Source organism: Actinomadura viridis, from assembly GCF_015751755.1.
In the GTDB taxonomy this organism is placed as follows: domain Bacteria; phylum Actinomycetota; class Actinomycetes; order Streptosporangiales; family Streptosporangiaceae; genus Spirillospora; species Spirillospora viridis.
This window is the reverse complement of sequence record NZ_JADOUA010000001.1, coordinates 810,797-826,489: the sequence shown is the minus strand read 5'-3', so window position 1 is coordinate 826,489 and position 15,693 is coordinate 810,797. Positions and strand designations below refer to the sequence as shown.

At 74.8% G+C, this 15,693-nt stretch carries 13 protein-coding genes; 6 read left to right on the top strand and 7 right to left on the bottom strand.

Annotated elements, in window-relative coordinates; translation table 11 throughout:
* Position 1: 1 nt before the first annotated feature.
* Together IW256_RS03695 and bfr are read left to right on the top strand one after the other, a co-directional pair.
* Complete coding sequence (locus tag IW256_RS03695) at positions 2-334, top strand: (2Fe-2S)-binding protein (RefSeq protein WP_197009598.1); 333 nt, start codon at positions 2-4, stop codon at positions 332-334.
* A gap of 105 nt (positions 335-439) precedes the next feature.
* Positions 440-919, top strand: a complete 480-nt coding sequence (gene bfr / locus IW256_RS03690) for a bacterioferritin (protein ID WP_197009597.1) — start codon at positions 440-442, stop codon at positions 917-919.
* A gap of 133 nt (positions 920-1,052) precedes the next feature.
* Here bfr and IW256_RS03685 read toward each other — a convergent pair whose 3' ends face one another.
* From IW256_RS03685 to IW256_RS03675, 3 genes are all read right to left on the bottom strand, one after another.
* Positions 1,053-2,198 (bottom strand): adenylate/guanylate cyclase domain-containing protein, encoded by a 1,146-nt coding sequence (locus IW256_RS03685; protein ID WP_197009596.1) that lies wholly within the window; start codon positions 2,196-2,198, stop codon positions 1,053-1,055.
* Between the two features lie 125 nt (positions 2,199-2,323).
* A complete protein-coding gene (locus tag IW256_RS03680; RefSeq protein ID WP_197009595.1) occupies positions 2,324-3,199 on the bottom strand; it encodes a biotin--[acetyl-CoA-carboxylase] ligase in 876 nt (291 codons plus the stop codon).
* Between the two features lie 154 nt (positions 3,200-3,353).
* A complete protein-coding gene (locus IW256_RS03675; protein WP_197016078.1) occupies positions 3,354-6,038 on the bottom strand; it encodes a phosphoenolpyruvate carboxylase in 2,685 nt (894 codons plus the stop codon).
* A 180-nt stretch (positions 6,039-6,218) separates the two neighbouring features.
* On the opposite strand from IW256_RS03675, the gene IW256_RS03670 reads away from it, so the two are divergent.
* From IW256_RS03670 to IW256_RS03655, 4 genes are all read left to right on the top strand, one after another.
* Positions 6,219-7,817 carry an acyl-CoA carboxylase subunit beta gene (locus IW256_RS03670; protein ID WP_197009594.1) on the top strand — a complete coding sequence of 533 codons (1,599 nt, stop codon included), beginning with the start codon at positions 6,219-6,221 and terminating at the stop codon, positions 7,815-7,817.
* A 118-nt stretch (positions 7,818-7,935) separates the two neighbouring features.
* Positions 7,936-8,175, top strand: a complete 240-nt coding sequence (locus IW256_RS03665) for an acyl-CoA carboxylase subunit epsilon (protein ID WP_197009593.1) — start codon at positions 7,936-7,938, stop codon at positions 8,173-8,175.
* 268 nt (positions 8,176-8,443) lie between these two features.
* A complete protein-coding gene (locus IW256_RS03660; RefSeq protein ID WP_197009592.1) occupies positions 8,444-9,508 on the top strand; it encodes an NYN domain-containing protein in 1,065 nt (354 codons plus the stop codon).
* 119 nt (positions 9,509-9,627) lie between these two features.
* Positions 9,628-10,899 (top strand): YncE family protein, encoded by a 1,272-nt coding sequence (locus IW256_RS03655; protein WP_197009591.1) that lies wholly within the window; start codon positions 9,628-9,630, stop codon positions 10,897-10,899.
* A 149-nt stretch (positions 10,900-11,048) separates the two neighbouring features.
* Here the strand turns inward: IW256_RS03655 and IW256_RS03650 are convergent, their stop codons facing one another.
* The 4 genes from IW256_RS03650 to IW256_RS03635 all read right to left on the bottom strand — a co-directional run bounded on the left by IW256_RS03650 (position 11,049) and on the right by IW256_RS03635 (position 15,693).
* Positions 11,049-14,069 (bottom strand): AfsR/SARP family transcriptional regulator, encoded by a 3,021-nt coding sequence (locus IW256_RS03650; RefSeq protein ID WP_420535440.1) that lies wholly within the window; start codon positions 14,067-14,069, stop codon positions 11,049-11,051.
* Positions 14,070-14,297: 228 nt separating this feature from the next.
* Entirely contained in the window at positions 14,298-14,729 is a 432-nt protein-coding gene (locus IW256_RS03645; RefSeq protein WP_231403638.1) for a TadE/TadG family type IV pilus assembly protein, read from the bottom strand.
* On the bottom strand, positions 14,726-15,172 hold the full coding sequence (locus IW256_RS03640; RefSeq protein ID WP_231403637.1) for a TadE/TadG family type IV pilus assembly protein: 447 nt from the start codon (positions 15,170-15,172) through the stop codon (positions 14,726-14,728). The genes IW256_RS03645 and IW256_RS03640 overlap by 4 nt, the downstream gene beginning before the upstream one ends.
* Positions 15,169-15,693, bottom strand: coding sequence for a TadE family protein (locus tag IW256_RS03635; protein ID WP_307828724.1), 525 nt, complete (start codon positions 15,691-15,693; stop codon positions 15,169-15,171). The genes IW256_RS03640 and IW256_RS03635 overlap by 4 nt, the downstream gene beginning before the upstream one ends.

The following is a 15,693-nucleotide window of genomic DNA, read 5'->3' as shown; positions in this document are numbered from 1 at the left end:
GATGTACGTCTGCATCTGCCACGCCGTCACCGAGGACAACGTACGGGGCTGCATGGCCGAAGGCGCCCGGTCTCCCCGGGAGGTCAAGGCGGCCTGCGGCATGAAGCCCGGCTGCGGATCGTGCACCAAGCGGCTGTACACGCTGGTCAGCGAGTACCGGACGGCCGATGAGCTGGCCGACGCCATCACCGGCGGCCCCGCGTCCCCCGTGATGCCCGCCGAGCCCTTCACCACGGGGCCCGTGACGGTCACGGGGCCCTCCCTTCCGGTACGGACGATGGCCGACACCGGCCGGATGGCCGAGAGGGGGTCCGCGCCGCCGACCGCCGCCTAGAACGCCCCTTCCACCACCCGTTCCGGCCGGTCCCCTGAAGGGGACACGCACCGAACGGGGGTGCGTGCTGTCCAGAAGCGGGCCGACATGACAGCATTGGGCGACATGGAAGGCGACAAGGACATCATCAACCTGCTCAACGAGCAGCTCACCGCGGAGCTCACCGCGATCAACCAGTACTTCCTGCACTCCAAGATGCAGGAGAACTGGGGCTTCAGCCGGCTGGCCAAGCACACCCGCGACGAGTCGTTCGACGAGATGCGGCACGCGGAGCGGCTCACCGACCGCATCCTCTTCCTCGAGGCGCTGCCCAACTACCAGAAGATCGGCACGCTGCGGATCGGCCAGGACGTGGTCGAGCAGCTCAAGGCCGACCTCCAGGTCGAGCTGGAGGCGGTGGCCCGGCTGCGTCCCGGGATCGAGCTGATGCGCTCGCGCGGCGACATCACCTCCGCCCGGATCTTCGAGGACATCCTCGCCGACGAGGAGGAGCACATCGACTACCTGGAGACCGAGCTGGGTCTGGTCGAGTCCCTCGGCCTGCAGAACTACCTGCAGCGACTCACCGACGCCCCCGGAGACTGACCCCCGCCTCGCGCCGACCCAAGGCCCGCCGGGGCATCGCCCCGGGCCGGGCGGGCCGGCCGGGCCGGCAGGGGAACGGACGGCGGCCTGCCGGAAGTCCCCCGGACGCCCGCCGCACGCCCCACGAGGGCGCTCACGGACCCGGCGGCACCCCCGTGCCGTCGCCCATGCCGTCGCCCATGCCGTCGCCCATGCCGTCGCCGCCCGCCGCCTCGCCCGCGATGTCACCGAAGGTGCCGGAGGCGTCGCCGGTCCAGGGGACGTCGCCGGCGCCGCCGGCCTGGCCGGCGCGGCGCAGGACGTACGGCTGGATGATGCCGAGCCCCCGGACCGGGCGGCGGGTGATCCGGGTCAGCGCGAAGGCCGGCCGCTTCTCCAGCTGGGCGGCCAGCTCGGCGTCGATCATCACCGAGCCGGGACGGGCCAGCGCGGTCAGCCGCGCGGCCAGATTGACCGTGGTGCCGAACACGTCCCCCATCAGCGGCAGCACCGGGCCGTAGGCCACCCCTACCCGCACGTCCGGGACCTCGGTCTCGTCCTGGATCGCCGCCGCGATGGTCAGCGCGATCTCGCCGCCGACCACCGGGTCGTCGGCGCAGAACAGCACCTCGTCGCCCAGCGTCTTGACCAGCCGGCCGCCGCAGGAGGCCACGATGTCGGAGGCGGTCTCCTCGAACCGCTCCACCATCCGGGCCAGTTCCAGCTCCTCCAGTTCCCGGCTCATCTGGGTGAACGACACCATGTCGGCGAAGCCCACGGTGGTGTGCGAGCGCGCGGCGCCCGGCGCCGCCGCCTCCCGGGTGGCCGCGGCGGCGATCGCGCGGGTGCCGGCCGCGGCGAGCTGGCGCCGCCACGCGTGCACCACCAGCGGCTCGAACTCCTCGATGTGCTTCTCGGCGATCTCGACGATGGTCCGGACCGCCTCCGGGGCCGGCGACTCCCCCGGCTCGGCGCCCAGCATGCCGCTGAGCAGGTTGACCTGCCACTCGGCGAGCCGGGTCATGGTCTGCCCGAACGCCCGCACCAGGCGGATCACCCCGTCCTCGCCCAGCACCCCGTCGTCGACCAGCCGGCGCAGCCCGTTCAGCGCGGCCACGTCACCGTCGGTGTAGGCGACCTCGTCGTCGGGCATGGAGGGATAGCCGAACGCCCGCCAGACGCGTCCGGAGAACTCCCGCGTGACCCCGGCCAGCCGGACGGCGTCGCCCCGGGTGTGGCGCAGCTCGCCGCCGAGGAGGAGCTCTTCCACCTCCTTCGGGTCCGGCAACCCAGCTGACATCTCCCCTGCCCCTCAGCCTGCCGGCGACGCCGGTGGCGCCGGTGGCGACGTGCTCGAGTTCCGCGACATATCGTGGCAGAACCCGCCCCTCGCGGGCGATGGGTCCACGGATCCGCGCACGGCCTTCACCGTACGTGCACCACGTCACCGGCACCGACGGCGCGCTCGCCGGCCGGGCCGGCGACCACCAGGCGGCCGGAGGAGTCGATGTCGGCCGCCGTGCCGCGCAGCACCTCGCCGCCGGGCAGTTCGACCCGTACGGCGCGTCCGAGCGTCCCGCACAGTTCCTTGTAGGCGCCGCGCAGCCCGCTGGTCTCCGGATCGCCGTCCAGGGCGGTCCACTCCCGGTACCAGGTCGCGAACTCGCGCAGGATCGCCCGCAGCAGCGGCGCCCGGTCGCTCAGCGGGGCGCCCTCGACGAGCAGCGAGGTGGCGGTCGGCACCGGCAGCTCGTCCTCGCGGAGCCCCACGTTCAGCCCGATCCCGGCGATGAGGGCGTCGTCGACCTTCTCCACCAGGATCCCGGCCAGCTTCCGCTCGCCCACCAGCAGGTCGTTGGGCCACTTCAGGCGCACGTCCACGGCCACGTCGGAACGGGCGCCCGCGCCCTCCCCGGCGAAGAACCGGTCACCGGCCTGCGACCAGGCCGTCATCCGCCGGATCGCGGTGGCCACGGCCACCCCGGTCAGCAGCGGCGCCCAGCCCAGCCGGGACGCCGGGACGGCGGGCCGCAGCAGCAGCGAGAACATTAGGCCCGACCGCGCCGGCGCCGTCCAGGGCCGTCCCAGCCTGCCGCGGCCGGCGGTCTGCAGCTCGGTGACCAGGATCCGGCCCTCCGGCGCCCCCGCCCGGGCGGCTTCGGCCAGGTCGGCGTTGGTGGAGCCGGTCTCGGGGACGACCTGGACGTCCCGCCACAGCCCGCCGGGCCGCACGAGCGCGCGGCGGAGCGCGGCCTCGTGCAGCGGAGGCCGGTCAAGGTCGGCGTACGGTGAGTCGCTCACCCCACCATCCAACCTCACACCCCCAAACGGATCCCCGCGAGGCGTCCCCCGCGGCCTTCCCTCTCCGTTGAGTTGCGGCGAGTTGTCGTCCCGGGCGGCCGCGAGACGACAACTCGCCGCAAGTCAACGTGCCTTGCCCTGGCTCAGTGGGAGATCAGCCGGTGTTCTGGAGCCCGGCCGCGACGCCGTTGACCGACAGGAGCAGCAACTCCTCCAGCTGGGCGCGCTCGTCCTCGCCCGCCGTGCCCGCGCGCAGGGCCGCCAGGGCGCGCAGTTGCAGGTGGGAGAGCGCGTCCACGTACGGGTTGCGCAGCTCCACGGCCCGCGACAGCACCTTGCGGTTCTCCAGCAGGCGCCGGTGACCGGTGACCGCCAGGACCAGCGCGCGGGTCCGGTCGTACTCGGCGAGCACCGTCTCGGTCAGCTCGGGCCGCTCGCCCAGCGCCAGGTAGCGCTCCGCGATGGCCCGGTCGGACTTGGCCAGGCTCATCTCGGCGTTGTCGAGCAGCGCGGCGAACAGCGGCCACGCCTCGTACGCCTCGCGCAGCTCGTCCAGGTCCTCCCCGGGAATCACGTCCTGGGGGGACGCTCCCCCGGTCGCCCCGGCGAGGGCCGTACCGGAGACCGCCGCCAGGCCGCTGCCGAGGCCGTACCAGCCGGGCAGGTTGACCCGGGTCTGCGTCCACGCGAACACCCACGGGATGGCGCGCAGGTCCTCCAGGCCGCGGGCGGCCTTGCGCCGCGCCGGGCGGGAGCCGATGCGCAGCTCGGCGATCTCCTCCAGCGGGCTCACCCGGGCGAACCAGGCCGCGAACCCCTCGGTCTCGATCAGCGACCGGAACGCGGCGCGGGCCGCGTCGCCGATCTTGTCGGCCAGCGGCCGGAAGCGGGCGGCGGCCTCCCGGGCGCGCTCCTGGACCTCGTCGGTGGAGGCCAGCAGCACCGCGTTGGTCACCTGCTCGACATGGCGCCGCGCGATCTGCGGGTGCCCGTACCGGGCGAAGATCACCTCGCCCTGCTCGGTGACCTTGAACCGGCCCGCCACGGAACCGGGGGCCTGGGCGAGGATGGCCCGGTTGGCGGGCCCGCCGCCGCGGCCCAGCGAGCCGCCCCGGCCGTGGAAGAGGGTCAGCTCGATGCCGTGGCGGGCGGCCCAGGCGGTGAGCGCCTCCTGGGTGTCGTACAGCCGCAGGGTGGCGCTGGCCGGTCCGAGCTGCTTGGCCGAGTCGGAGTAGCCGAGCATGACCTCCAGGCGCCGCCCGGTCTCCTCCAGCCGGCGCCGCACCGCCGGGATGGCGAGCATCCCCTCCAGGACTTCCGGGGCCCGTTCCAGGTCCTCGCCGGTCTCGAACAGCGGGATCACGTCCAGCACCGGCGCGTGGTCGCCGAGCGAGGCGGCCAGCTCGTGCACGGCCGCGACGTCGTCGGCCGAACGGGTGAACGACACGATGTACCGGCTGCACGCCCGCACCCCGAACCGCCGCTGGATCCAGGCGACCACGCGCAGGGTCTCCAGGACCTCTTCGGTCATCTCGCCGAGCGGCGGGCGGTGCGCCGGGTCGGTCCCGGCCGCGTCGCGGGCGGCGCGGACCTCGGCCAGCGCCTTCTCGTGCACCTCCGAGTGCTGCCGGATCTCCAGCTCGGCCAGGTGGAACCCGAACGTCTCGACCTGCCAGATCAGCTGCTGGAGGCGGCCGTACGCCTGCCGCGCCGCGCCCGCCTCCGCCAGGGAGTCCTGGACGCTGCGCAGGTCCGCCAGCAGGTCCTCGGGCGAGTCGTAGGCCAGGTCGGCGTCGCGTTCCCGGGTCGCCGCGATCCGCGCCGCCGCGTACAGCAGGAACTGCCGGTGCGGCTCTCCCGGCGACCGCTTGAGGATCTCGCGGATCCGGGCGGGATGGGCGGTCCGGGCCGCCGCCAGCGACTCGCGCAGCGCGGGCGAGGCGGGCGTGGTGGACTCGTGCGCGGTCAGCTCGCGGCCGATCCGGGCGCAGGCGGCCTCCAGGGCGCGCAGCACGTGCTCCGCCTGGATCATCATCGCGTCCCGGGTGACCTGCGCGGTCACGTACGGGTTGCCGTCCCGGTCACCGCCGATCCAGCTGCCCAGCCGCACGTAGGGCCGCGCCAGCGGCGGGCGGGCGCCCGTACCGGGGCCCTCCGCGGGGTCGAGCGCGGCGTCGAGCGACCGGTAGATCTCCGGCACCACCCGGAAGATCGTCTCGTCGAACGCCGCCATCGCGGTGCGGACCTCGTCCAGCGGGTCCATCTGGGTGTGCCGGCGCAGCGCGGTCCGCCACAGCAGGTCGATCTCCTCGCGCAGCCGCCGCTCCAGCTCGGCGCCCTCGCTCGCGCCCGGACCGGAGTTCAGCCGGGCCAGCAGGTCGCTGATCCGCTGGATCGCGGTGACCACGGCGCGGCGCCGCGCCTCGGTCGGGTGGGCGGTGAACACGGGCCGGAACTCCAGCCCCTCGACGGCCTCGGCCAGCCGCGCCTCGCCCGAGGTCTCGCGGACCCGGGTCACCGCCGCGGCCACCGAGCTGCGCACCGTCTCCTCGCCGGTGTCGCGTTCCCGCAGGGTACGGATCCGGTGGTGCTCCTCGGCCAGGTTGGTCAGGTGGAAGTACACGGTGAAGGCCCGCGCGACCTGCCCGGCGCGTTCGAGCGACCAGCCGTCCACGAGGGCCGCGACCTCCTCCCCGCCGATCTCGCCGCGGCGGGCGCCGATGACGGCGTGCCGCAGCCGTTCGACGTCGTCCAGCAGCCCTTGGCCGCCGTACTCGACCAGGCCGTCACCGAGCATCGCCCCGAGCAGCCGGACGTCGCGGCGCAGCGGTTCCGGCATGTCCTGCCTGAGGGTGTCGCGCGTGTTGGTAGCCACGTTCCCCAGATTAGTGAGCGGGCGGGGGCCGCCCCGACGGCGAGGTGGCCCCCGCGGATCCCCCTTGCCACGGCGTTCCGCCCGGAACGCGTCGGGGTGCCCCCCGCTCATCCGGCGAAACGGCGTCCGGTTAATCTGACCGGCATGGCGATGGAAGCTCCTGAACCCGCGGCGGACATCGATGTGCACACCACCGCGGGCAAGATCGCGGACCTGGAACGGCGCCGGCACGAGGCCGTCCACGCGGGTTCGGCGCGTGCCGTCGAGAAGCAGCACGCCAAGGGGAAGATGACCGCCCGGGAGCGGATCGACGCGCTGCTCGACCCCGGCTCGTTCGTGGAGTTCGACGAGATGGCGCGGCACCGTTCCACCAACTTCGGGATGGAGCGGAGCCGCCCGTACGGGGACGGCGTCGTCACCGGGTACGGCACGGTGGACGGCCGGCACGTCGCGGTCTTCAGCCAGGACTTCACGGTCGCGGGCGGCTCGCTCGGCGAGGTCTTCGGCGAGAAGATCTGCAAGGTCATGGACCACGCGCTCAAGACCGGCTGCCCGGTGATCGGCATCAACGACTCCGGCGGCGCGCGGATCCAGGAGGGCGTGGTGGCGCTGGGCCTCTACGCCGAGATCTTCAAGCGGAACGTGCACGCCTCCGGCGTCATCCCGCAGATCTCGCTGGTCATGGGCCCGTGCGCGGGCGGCGCGGTGTACTCCCCCGCGATCACCGACTTCATCGTCATGGTCGACCAGACCTCGCACATGTTCATCACCGGCCCCGACGTGATCAAGACGGTCACCGGCGAGACGGTGACCATGGAGGAGCTGGGCGGCGCCCACTCGCACAACTCCCGGTCGGGGGTGGCGCACTACCAGGGCTCCGACGAGGACGACGCGATCGAGTACGTCAAGGCGCTGCTGTCCTACCTCCCGGCCAACAACCTGGCCGAGCCGCCGGCGTTCCACGTCCCGGTGGACCTGGCGGAGGCCGAGGCCGACGAGGAGCTGGACGCCCTCATCCCGGACTCGCCGAACCAGCCGTACGACATGCACACCGTGATCGAGCACGTGCTGGACGACGGGGAGTTCCTGGAGGTCCAGGAGCTGTTCGCGCCCAACATCATCGTCGGCTTCGGCCGGGTGGAGGGCCACTCGGTCGGCGTGGTCGCCAACCAGCCGATGCAGTTCGCCGGGACTTTGGACATCGACGCCTCCGAGAAGGCCGCCCGGTTCGTCCGCACCTGCGACGCGTTCAACATCCCCGTGCTGACCTTCGTGGACGTGCCCGGCTTCCTGCCCGGCACCGACCAGGAGTGGAACGGGATCATCCGGCGCGGCGCCAAGCTGCTCTACGCCTACGCCGAGGCCACCGTCCCGCTGGTCACGGTGATCACGCGCAAGGCGTACGGCGGCGCGTACGACGTCATGGGCTCCAAGCACCTGGGCGCCGACATCAACCTGGCCTGGCCCACCGCGCAGATCGCGGTCATGGGAGCGCAGGGCGCGGTGAACATCCTGTACCGCCGCGAGCTGGCCGCCGCCGACGACCCCGACGCCCGCCGCGCCGAACTGATCACCGAGTACGAGGACACGCTGGCCAACCCCTACGTCGCGGCCGAGCGCGGGTACATCGACAACGTGATCAAGCCGTCCGAGACCCGCGGCCAGATCATCCGCGCGCTGCGGGCGCTGCGCGAGAAGCGCAAGACGCTGCCGCCCAAGAAGCACGGCAACATCCCGCTGTGACCCCCGTGGTGACTCCCGCCGCGGGACCGGCCGTGTCATCCTCGGTGGCAGCCGCCGTGACATCCGCTGAGGACGACGCCGCGCCCGCGGGCCCGGCCACCCGGGACGGAGAGACGTTGTGAGCACCACCGGCAAGCCGTTCCTGCAGATCGTTCGGGGCGACCCGACGCCCGAGGAGATCGCCGCCCTGGTCGCCGTGCTGACCGCGCGGGCCCAGGCGCACGCCGCCGCGAGCACGGACGGACCGGCCGCCCCTTCCCGGTGGGCCGACCGGTCGCGGCTGATGCGCGGCCCCGTCTCCGAGGGGCTGCGGCCACGGGGGCCGGGCGCCTGGCGCGCCAGCGCGTACCCCCGCTGACCGGCCCGGCTCACCCGCCCGCGCCGCATCGTTCGCGCCCCCGCGGCACCCGCGCCGCGCCGCCCGCGGCATGCCGTCCGCAACGCGCCGGGCGGGCCGCGGCCGGCGCGACGCGGCCGGCCTCGCGCGCCGGATGGCGTACACCGCCCGTCACGTGGCGTAACGTACGCGTGTCAGGTGTGGACGGCGTGCAGGGGGTAAGGCTCCGAGGACACGTAACCGTGGTTCGCACCCAGGAGACGCCCCTGCACGAATAAGGTGAAAGGCCATGGCCACCTCGGAGTTCGTCCCACAGCCCGCGCGCTACGCCGTTTTCGTCGACGCGGGATACCTTTACGCGGCCTCCGGTGCGCTGCTCCTCGGCTGTAGCTCCCGGCGCGAGTACCGCGTCGCCGCGGAGAAGCTGATCAAAGCGTTGACCAGCCACGCCGACGACCAGTTGCTGGGCGAGCTGCTGCGGGTCTACTGGTTCGACGCGGCGCCCAAGCGGCAGCCCACCGTCGACCAGCGCGTGATCGCCAACCTTCCGCTGGTGAAGCTGCGGCTGGGCAACCTCAACGCGCAGGGCCAGCAGAAGGGCGTGGACGCCCAGTTGCGCGCCGACCTGGAGGCGCTGGCCCGGCACCGGGCGATCACCGACGCGGTGCTGCTGGCGGGCGACGAGGACATGCTCCCCGCGGTGGAGGCCGCGCAGCGTTACGGCGTGCGCGTCCACCTGTGGGGCGTGGAGCCCACGCACGGCTCCAACCAGGCCGAATGGCTCGTGTGGGAGTCCGACACCGTGGAGGTCCTGCCGGCCGACTTCCTGCGGCCCTACTTCACCAAGGCCAAGGTCCTGCCGGTGTCCGCCACCGCGACCGAGGTCCGCGACACGGCCACGGCCGGGCGCACCCCGGTGCCCTCGCCGTCGGAGGTGTTCGCCGGGCGCACCCCGGCGGTCAAGCCGTCGCACGCCGCCGCGGCCGTCCGCGCGGGCGGCGTGCCCGTCCCGGCCGGCACCCCCGCCTCCCCCGCCACGGTGGCCGCGTCCATGAACTCCCACACCACGCCGCCGGTCACCGACGGCAAGCTCGGCCCCGACCGCGACCACATGCTGGAGATCGGCGAGCACGTGGCGCAGAAGTGGCTGTTCGAACGGGGCCGCGACAACATCCGCGACCTGCTGCCCGGCCCGATACTGCCGCCGGTGATCGACAAGGAGCTGCTGATCGAGGCCGAGAAGGAGCTCGGCGGCTCGCTGCGCCCCTACCAGGAGGCCCGCACCTGGCTGCGGGACGGCTTCTGGGAGCGCGTCTACCGCGAGTTCGGCATCGGCATCGGCAAGTCCGGCTGACCCCCTCTCCGGCCTCCCATTACGTTCAGCGCGCACTCATCCGCCTGATCACCCGGGCCTGATCATCCGTTCGGTGATGATCCGTGCACGGCCCGTGCCCGGCGTGTACAGTCCCGGCCGTGGTGGCGGCACATCGCGGATCGCAGCGCACGGCCACGCCTCGCCTGGCCGGGCGGCGCACGGTCCCGCGCGCGCCGCGCCGCGTCCTGACGGCCGCAACCTCGGCGGCTGCGGCCACGACGCTGGTGACGGCCGGGTGCGCGGGGCCGGTCCCGTTCCACCGTCCCGGTGAGGGCCCGGCGGGCGCCCCGCTGATCCCGCTGGGCGGCCCTGCCCCGTTCGCCACCACCGGCCGCGGCCCGGCGAAGGGGTCGGCGCGCCCGGCGCCGCCCGGACCGGCCACGGACGTCTACGCCGCGACCGGTCCCGGCATGCTGAGCCCGGCCGTCCGGGGGCTGCCCCACCGGGTGTACGTGCCGAACGCCGCCACCGGCACCGCCGACGTCATCGACCAGCGCACCGGCCGCCTCCTGGAACGGCTGCCCGCCGGCGGCGCCCCCGCCCTCATCGTGACCGGCCCCGACCTGCGGCGGCTCTGGATCACCGGTCTCGCCGACGGGCGCTCTCTGACCCTCGGGCCGGGCGCCTCCGGGCCCGCCGAGGGCCCGCGGATCTCCCGTCCCGGCCCGCTGTACTTCACCCCGGACGGCCGTGCCGCGCTGGTGATGGCGGGCCGGTCCGCGCGCATCGACGTCCGCGATCCGCGCACCCTGAGGCCGCGGGGCACGATCCGGCTGCCCTGCCGTGGGGCGGTCCGTGCCGACTTCACCGCCGACGCGTCGGCCCTGCTGACGACCTGCCCCAAGACCGGCCAGGTGGTCCGGATCGACCCGGCCCGCCGGACGGTCACCGCGACGTTGCGGCTGCCCGCCGGATCCCGGCCCGGCGACCTGCGGCTCTCCCCCGACGGCCGGGCCTTCCTCGTCGCGGACACCGCCCGCGGCGGGCTGTGGACGATCGACGCCGCGCGCCCCCGCGCGCTCGGGTTCGTCCGGACCGGCCCGGGGCCGCACGGCCTCGTCCTCGGCCGCGGCGCCCGCCTGCTGTACGTCCTGGGCGGTGACGGCACGGTCTCGGCCGTCGATCCGGCCACCCTGCGGGTGTCGCGGCTCTGGCGGGCGCCGGGCCGCCGGGCCCTCCTGCCCGGCGGGGTCTCCGCGGACGGCGGGACGCTGTGGCTGTCGGACCCGGCGGGCGGCACGGTGTACGCCCTGTCGACGCGGACGGGCCGCCCCCTGCACGCGGTGCGGGTCGGCGGCCGTCCCGGAGGCCCCTGCGTCCACCCCCAACCGGCCCGGTACTCCCTGGGCGGGCCCGGCCTCTTCCGCTGACCCGCCACGCCCGTCCCCGGCCCGGAACGCGGTCCGGCACGGGGCCCAGCACGCGGTTCGGTAGGCGGTCCGGCACGCGATGCGGCGCCCGGCCCCGGCACGCGGTACGGCGTCCGGCCCGGCGCGCGGACGCCGGGCACGCGGGCAGGTCAGCGGGTGGCCATCTGGCGCCAGTGCGGGACGAGTTCCTCCACCAGCGCCTCGGTCTCGGGCTGGAGCTGGTCGAGCAGCGGGTCGCGTCCGATCCGGCCCCGCAGCTCGTCCACCACCACCCGGACCTGGGCCTCGTCACCGGCGGCGTGGGTGGCTCGCAGCAGGTCGCGCCACAGGCCCTCGTCGTCGGGGGCGAGGCGCAGCCCGGCGCGGGCGGCGCCGATCGCGCCCCGGACGTCGCCCTCGTCCAGCCGCAGCACGACGAGCCGGTGCGCCACGTCGATGACCCGCGCGGTCGCCTCGTACTCCAGGTCGTCGGTCACCAGCCACCCGTACCGGCCGCGCGGCCGGCCGGCGAGCAGCGGCCCCCGCACCAGGTCGAGCGCGTACGACATGTAGGCGGTCTCGGACGCGGGCTCGGCCGCCGACCGCCACACCAGCCAGCGGAACACCGCCCAGTCGACCCGGACCTCCGACCCCAGCCGGATCCGGCCCCGGTCGTCGTAGTACAGGTTGGGACGGCCGCGGGCGTCGCGGCCGAGCCAGTCGGAGACCCGGGCCACGCAGGCGTCACGGACGCCGGCGCTGACCCCGCGCGGCCAGATCGCCCCGCCGAGCACGGTGGGATGGACGCCGCCCGGATGGCAGGCCAGGTAGACCAGCACCTCGGTGCACAGCGCCCGGCGGCTCTCGTCCATCGGGCCGGGCGCGTCGATCTCGATCGGCCCGAGCAGCCGGATGTCGACCGACGACTGCTGCGTGCCGGGCGGATCGGCCGGGCTCCCGGCGGGACCGCCGGGCGGTACGGAGTCGGCGGGGTCGGGCAGCGGCACCGACTCCAGCCGGGACGCGCCGCGGAACAGGCCGGCCACGCTGCGGTAGTGCTCCTCGGGGACCATCTGGGCGTCCACCTCGAACCCGAGCACGCCCGCCTGCAACCGGCCGGCGGCGTCCACCTCCCAGGTCCAGGTGGCGCCCTGGACGTCGCCGGGCACCAGGTAGCCGGCGGCCATCCGCGTCCCGGTCCGGGCCAGGGCGACCAGCCGGTCGGCCTCCCGGTCGGTCGGCTCGTCCGCCATGATCAGGTAGTGCGGCATCCACGCCTCGCCGAACACCCCGCGGCAGCGGCCGGTGAGGACCGAGTCGACCCCGGACGCCGCCAGCGCCTGCCGGACCTCCTCGCCGCGGCCCTCCAGCTCGGGCAGCGCGTCCTCCAGCGTGGCCACGGTCCGGATCCGGTCGGGCGCGATCTCCGTCAGGTTCTCGCCCAGCTCGCCGCCGAAGCCGACCAGTGTGATCCGCATGTGGTCGGACCAGCGGTTGGTGGCCAGCTCCAGCGCCAGCGCGGCCAGCACCGAACGCCGCGTCTCGGCGGGGCCCTGCAGGGCGATCAGCCCGTGCGCCGCCTCCAGGTCGACCAGGATCCGCCCGCCCGCGTTGGTGCCGATGGAGACGAGCCCGGGGTACGGGGCCAGCACGTCGCCGAGGTCGGCGGCCTCCAGCGACGGCAGCGCGTCGGCGTGCAGCCGCCACACCTGCCCGTCGTCGTAGGTCTGCCACGGCGCCGGCGGGTTGCGGTCGGCGGGCGCGATCCACAGGTCCAGGCTGCCCGAGCCCAGGTGCACCCCGTACACCGTGGGCAGGGCGCGCCCGCCCGCCGCCATGGACTTGGACAGGTGCCGCAGCCCCAGGTCGAGCAGGCGGACGGCCTCGTCGTCGGCGCCGACCCGCAGCGCCTGCTCGGCCACGGCCGCCTCGCCCTCCGGCCGGGTGATCATGTGCCCGAACGCGCGGTGCCACATCTGCGCGCGGCGGCGCCGTCCCAGCGCGCTGAGCAGGCCGGCGGCCAGCAGCGACGCCGCGGCCAGGCCCTCGGGCCAGCCGAAGTCGAACGGCAGCGGCGCGTCGGTGCGCGCGTGGTCGCGTCCGGGAACGGTCGCGCCGCCGGTGCCCGCGTCGCCGCCGAGTTCCTGGGACGGCCGCGGCGCCGGGGTCCGGCTCGGCGCGGCCTCCTGCGGCGGGGACGGCTTGGCCTGGGACGGCGGCGGGACGGGGACCTGCGGCGCGGGCGCCTGCGGCTGCTGCGTCGAGGGCAGGTCCGGCTCGGACGGCTCGGGCGTGGGAGGCTCCGGCGTGGGCACGTCCGACCCGGGGGCCTCCGACCCCGGGACCTCCACGCCGGGGATCTGCGCCCCCGGCTCCTCGGCCCCCTGCGTGGGTGCCGGGTCGGGCTGCGGGTCCCGCGGCGGCTCCGGCCGGGGTTCGGGCCGCGGATCGGCCGCCGGCCGCCGGTCCTGCTCCGGCTGCGGCTGCGGGTCGGGCTGCGGGTCGGGTTGCGGGTCGGGGGCCGGTTCCTCGTCCGGCACGGCGTGGCCGTGCCGGAAGTAGTCGTCCAGATCCTTGACCGGGACGACCTGCGCGTGCTTGGCGTCCGCGGGCATCTCCAGGATCCAGCCGGGCCGGATCAGGCTGGCGATGTTCAGCCGGCTGCCGTCCGGCTGCACATGGCCCTTGTTGAGCTCGAAGATCTCCTTGTAGCGCCGGCCCTCGCCCAGGCACTTGTCGGCGATCTCCCAGAGGCTCTCGTGGTGCCGTCCCTCGGGCGGCTTCACCCGGTAGATCTTGGTCGTCGCCGTCTTCTCCACCGGCTCGGCGGCCAGGGTGCCCGTGGCCGGCTCCGCCGGCTGCTGCGCGGTCACCGCCGCCACCGGCCGGAAATCCTGCGTCTGGGTCTGCACCGGCCGCTGCTGGTGCAGCTCCCGTCCGCCGAACGCGGGCATGATCGTGGTGGTGGCGGTGAACAGCAGCAGCGCCGCCACCACCAGCCGGTGCACCAGCGACTGCGTCCCGCCCGCCAGCGGCACCCGTGCGGGCACGCCCACCCCGCGGATCCCCGCGTACACCTCGACGACCACGCACAGCGCCAGCTGCAGCCAGGCCAGCCAGACCAGCGCCACCAGGATCGGGATCAGCGAACTGTCACCGATCGGGGCGGTGAGGTCCGACAGCTCCGGCATCTGGTCGGGAACCGGCGGGTCGAAGAAGGTGAGCAGCGCGAACGGCACGCCGAACAGCAGCGCCGCCAGCGCCGCCAGCGCGCCCAGCCCGGCGAGCACGTCACCGGTGGTGCGCCGCCCGCGGACCCGTACCGGGGCGGGAGCGCCCTGCCCCAGCCGCCTCCCGGAGGCGTCCCGGACGCCGTCGGACCGCCCGTCGCCTGCGTGCCGTGCCGTCACATCGGTCCCCTACTGATCATCGTCGGTGACTGGTGTCGCGGACGCCGCCGAGGTCATCGTGAACTCGCTGAACCCCGGCACGATGCCCAGCAGCTGGAGCCGCACGGTCAGCCGGACGGTCACGTCCACCCGCTCCTCGTCGGCCTCGCACCGGGACCCGGTGATCTCGTCGTCGTAACCGGCCAGCAGGTCGCACGCCGCCACCCGGGCCCGCGCCGGGTCGACCACCGGCTCGCCGGTCCGCCGCAGCGCGTCGGTGTCGATCTCGTTCGCGCCCGCCCGCGCGGCCTGCTCGGCCATGTCCGCGGCCCGCTGCCGCGCGTGGATCGCCAGGCCGCCGTCCACCAGCAGCCCGGCCAGCAGGAACACCGCCGGCGTGAACAGCACCACGTACATCGCGATGGTCCCGCGGTCGCGTCCGGTTCCCTCCAGGCGGATCATCCGGCATCCTCCGGGTCGACCACGGTGTCCCCGCCCCGGTAGGTGTAGGTGTCGATCGGGGCCAGCGCCTTGCCGCGCAACGTCTTGGTGCCCGGCAGCCCGATGAACGACAGGTCGCCCAGGTCCACGTCGCAGGTGATGGTGACCGCGACCCGGCCGCCCGGCCCCCACGCGGTGGTGTCGGTGATCACGACCGGGCCGCTCGCGCACCAGTCGCGCCCGTCGAGGTTGGCGGACGCGGCCTCCTGGGCGAGCACCTCGGCCCCGCCCGCGCTCCGGGCGATCGAGGCGGCCCGGACCGCGTCCCGGGCGGCGCCGTCCACCTGGCTCTGCGCGTCCACCATCCGCCCGGCCCCGGCCAGGAGCATCAGGAACACCACGAACAGCGGCGTCGCCAGCACCATCTCCAGCGACATCGAGCCCCGGTCCGCCCGCGCGATCATGGTGCGCCTCCCCCGCAGGCGACGCCGTCGCCCACGTCGGGCCGGAAGCATTCGATGGGCCCCTGCGAGCGCTGCGCCACCCGGAACGTCATGAACGGGACGACCCGGACCGCCTCGCCGCTCACCTCGACCCACCGCTGGTCGCCGGTCTCACCGGAGCTCACCTCCAGCCCGCTGAGCAGGTTACGGCCGATCTTGCGGACGTCCCCGGCGGCCTTCTCCTCGGCGGCGCCCTCCCAGCCGCCGCCCACCGGCTGGGTACGCGCGACCCGCGCGCCCGCCTGCGCCGCCGCCAGCGCGACGTGCCGCGCGTGGTAGACCATCGCGAACTGCACCACGAGCAGCATCACCAGGATCAGGATCGGCGTCAGCAGCGCCCACTCCATCGAGGACGCCCCGCGATCGGCCCGTACGTTCCCCGCCTCCCGATCGCTTGCGCGGAGCCGCGGCCCCGGCCGCGCCCGCGCCGTCACCGCCGCCCGCGCGCCGTCCGCCGCGCCCCCGAAGGCACGGTGGACCAC

What these genes read in the sequence shown, in the direction of transcription:
- IW256_RS03695 (WP_197009598.1), top strand. Translation starts at nt 2, where the DNA reads ATGTACGTCTGCATCTGCCACGCCGTCACCGAGGACAACGTACGGGGC.
- bfr (WP_197009597.1), top strand. Translation starts at nt 440, where the DNA reads ATGGAAGGCGACAAGGACATCATCAACCTGCTCAACGAGCAGCTCACC.
- IW256_RS03685 (WP_197009596.1), bottom strand. Translation starts at nt 2,198, where the DNA reads ATGTCAGCTGGGTTGCCGGACCCGAAGGAGGTGGAAGAGCTCCTCCTC.
- IW256_RS03675 (WP_197016078.1), bottom strand. Translation starts at nt 6,038, where the DNA reads ATGCCGGAACCGCTGCGCCGCGACGTCCGGCTGCTCGGGGCGATGCTC.
- IW256_RS03670 (WP_197009594.1), top strand. Translation starts at nt 6,219, where the DNA reads ATGGCGATGGAAGCTCCTGAACCCGCGGCGGACATCGATGTGCACACC.
- IW256_RS03660 (WP_197009592.1), top strand. Translation starts at nt 8,444, where the DNA reads ATGGCCACCTCGGAGTTCGTCCCACAGCCCGCGCGCTACGCCGTTTTC.
- IW256_RS03650 (WP_420535440.1), bottom strand. Translation starts at nt 14,069, where the DNA reads ATGCCGGAGCTGTCGGACCTCACCGCCCCGATCGGTGACAGTTCGCTG.
- IW256_RS03645 (WP_231403638.1), bottom strand. Translation starts at nt 14,729, where the DNA reads ATGATCCGCCTGGAGGGAACCGGACGCGACCGCGGGACCATCGCGATG.
- IW256_RS03640 (WP_231403637.1), bottom strand. Translation starts at nt 15,172, where the DNA reads ATGATCGCGCGGGCGGACCGGGGCTCGATGTCGCTGGAGATGGTGCTG.